This window comes from Bacteroidia bacterium (genome assembly GCA_026932145.1).
Taxonomy (GTDB): Bacteria; Bacteroidota; Bacteroidia; order J057; family JAIXKT01; genus JAIXKT01.
In genome coordinates this window covers 1-2,941 of record JAIXKT010000058.1, presented here as the reverse complement: position 1 = coordinate 2,941, position 2,941 = coordinate 1, and the positions used below count along the sequence as shown (strand labels likewise).

Sequence of the window (2,941 nt, the reverse complement as noted above, 5' to 3'; positions counted from 1 at the left end):
CTTCTGTTAACCTCATGTGTTTTATTCGCTCAAAGTGATAATGAAGGTTGCAAAGACCATCCGTTGTTTAACCGATTGCCCGGTTTTTATATCAGTGAGTGCAAAGAAAGCTTTGATGCCATTGATATGATTGTTGGTTATGGCAAAAAACAAACTATAGATGGACTGGTTATCAAGGTACGTTACACTAAAATGGGCAATACCGACAAAAAATATTCCCGTTACCAACTCATAAAAAATTTTGAAGACGCTATAGTTGCCAAAGGAGGCGAGAAAGTTTATGTTGCGTACAAAGCCGATGATTCAGAATTATGGTTTTCAGGCGGAACGTTTAAAATGATGAATGAAGGAAATACCTATTGGGTTTGCGTAAAGCAATCCAGCGGCGATGCCAGCGATTGCGAAGCGTATACCCTTGATATCGTAAAAATTGAGGGCATGAATCAGGATGTTACCGCCAATGCAATGTTTGAGAAAGTAAATTCCGGACAGCCATTAACCTTATACATCAATTTTGAAACGGGAAAATCAACGATCAAAAGTGAATCTCAGAACATTATAAATGAACTGTTCATCATGCTGACCAATAATCCCACAATGAAAATTACTGTTGAAGGGCATACAGACAACGTTGGAGATTCCGCAGCCAACAAAATACTGTCGGAGCAACGCGCAACAAGCATTAAGACATCTTTGATTAATAAAGGTATTTCTTCTGACAGAATTCAAACAATTGGCTACGGTCAAGACAAGCCTATTGCCGACAATTCAACAGAAAATGGTAAAGCAAAAAACAGACGAGTTGAAATCAAGCGGCAGTAACCACCGGCTATAACAAGGTATTGCCAAAAGCGGGGCTGAACGGCTCCGATTGGACATTTGTGCAAGGTTCAATATTCGTTCGATTGAACTTTTGTGCTGAAAATCCCCGCCTTCGGCAATACCCAACCCGTTAGCACTCACCCTAAAAAACCACCGTGCAGAAATGACAGTTAACAACTAACCTACAAAAATGAAAAATAAAGCACCTATTTTGACTAAATTTGTGCTGAACAAAAAAGACGAATTTCAATGACAAAAAAATATAAAACAATAGACCTTTTTGCAGGTATCGGAGGTATCCGACTTGGTTTTGAGGCTCACGGCTGTGAGACAGTCTTTTCTTCCGAGTGGGACAAAGCAGCTCAAGATATGTATGAGGCAAATTTTGGCGACAGACCGTTTGGCGACATTAACGAAATTGCACCTCACGACATTCCAGACCACGACATTTTATTAGCAGGATTTCCTTGTCAACCTTTCAGCATTGCAGGAAAAGGACTTGGTTTTGCAGACACAAGAGGAACTTTGTTTTTCAATATAGAAGCAATTTTAGATGCAAAAAAACCACAAGCATTTTTACTTGAAAATGTAAAAAGGCTTACAACACACGACAATGGACAAACCTTTGCAGTTATTTTAGAAAAACTTAAAGGACTTGGATATACGGTTTATCACAAAGTTTTTAATTCGCTTGACTTTGGGGTTCCACAAAAGAGAGAAAGAATTTATATCGTTGGTTTCAGAGACCCAATATATTTTAAGTTTCCTAAACCGCTCGGCTATTACAAACCATTGACAGAAGTTTTACAAAAAGAAGATGAAATTCCTCAGAGTTATTTTCTTTCAGACCAACTAAGAGAAAAAAGAAAAAATGCGGTAAAGGGCGTTCCGCCCTTTCCGTCTATATGGCACGAAAACATTGGAGGAAATATTTCAGCATTACCTTATTCTTGTGCTTTACGAGCAGGTGGAAGTTACAACTACCTTGTTGTAAATGGAGAAAGAAGATTAACAGATAGAGAAATGTTAAGGCTACAAGGTTTTCCAGATACTTTCAAAATAAATATTCCTTATTCACAAGCAAGAAAAGTAGCAGGTAATTCAGTTTCAGTCCCAGTTATTGAAGCAATCGCAGGTGAAATGATGAACGCAATGAAAAATCAAAAGGAAGCGATTAAGGAAACAATTCAATTAACATTATTAGAACCCACAAACGAGTATAAAAGACGCAAAGCAATCGTTGGATAAAGTAATTGACAAAGCAAGGGTTCACCTTTGCAAGCCAATTCAAGTAGCAGAAATATTGCACCGTGATAGAACAGAAAAAGATGTAAATCTTTCAGATTTATCCACATATCGCATTATTTCAAAGAAATGGAGAAACATTATTTGTATCAAATTTTTAGGACGGACTTCAACTTCTTCGGCTCGTTATCAAGACGACATTTTCAATGATAACGCAATCCCACCAAAGGTATTGGTAGAACTTGGAAAAGAAAACAGAAGTAAAAACGGAATAGTTGAAGCATTCATTTATCAAAAATTTGCTCAACGATTTTCGCAAATGTCAACAGGTTTAGATTACTGTTTGACACACGATAAAACAAACTTCAATTTGAATGAATTTCTTGCGATGTTTTGGAATGAACCGGGACTAAGAAGAAGTATTGATAAAATCTATGAAATTGTTGTTTACTCTTTGTTTTCGGCATTAGTTGAAGCATTGGGAGTATCAGTTGAAGTAAGTTTAAATCCAGCAAAATCAGATATTTTGAAAGAGTTTGAAGACTTTGCAAACCGAGTAATTCAACTTTCAACCAAACAGACAAGCATTAAACTTAAAGCAAGAATTAATCGCGTTGGTGTAACAAATGCAGCCGACAGAGGACTTGATATGTGGGCAAATTTCGGACTTGCAATTCAAATCAAACATTTATCATTGACAGAAGAACTTGCCGAAAATATTGTTTCTTCTGTTTCGGCAGACAGAATAGTAATAGTTTGTAAAGACACGGAACAGAAAATAATTGTTTCAGTTTTAAATCAAATCGGTTGGAAATCTAAAATTCAAAGCATTGTAACAGAAACCGACCTTTTGACTTGGTATGAAAGAGCATTA

3 protein-coding genes are annotated in these 2,941 nt (G+C 36.8%); all 3 read left to right on the top strand.

Annotation, left to right across the window (positions count from 1 at the left end; translation table 11 throughout):
* Positions 1-822, top strand: an 822-nt coding sequence (locus LC115_13425) for an OmpA family protein (GenBank protein MCZ2357670.1), incomplete at its 5' end; no start/stop codon positions are given.
* Positions 823-1,071: 249 nt separating this feature from the next.
* Positions 1,072-2,070, top strand: coding sequence for a DNA cytosine methyltransferase (locus LC115_13420; GenBank protein ID MCZ2357669.1), 999 nt, complete (start codon positions 1,072-1,074; stop codon positions 2,068-2,070).
* A partial coding sequence (locus LC115_13415) for a HaeII family restriction endonuclease (protein ID MCZ2357668.1) occupies positions 2,063-2,941 on the top strand: 879 nt, incomplete at its 3' end. The genes LC115_13420 and LC115_13415, both read left to right, overlap by 8 nt.

Excerpts from the sequence above, each read along its gene's own strand:
- LC115_13420 (MCZ2357669.1), top strand. The coding sequence starts at position 1,072 with ATGACAAAAAAATATAAAACAATAGACCTTTTTGCAGGTATCGGAGGT.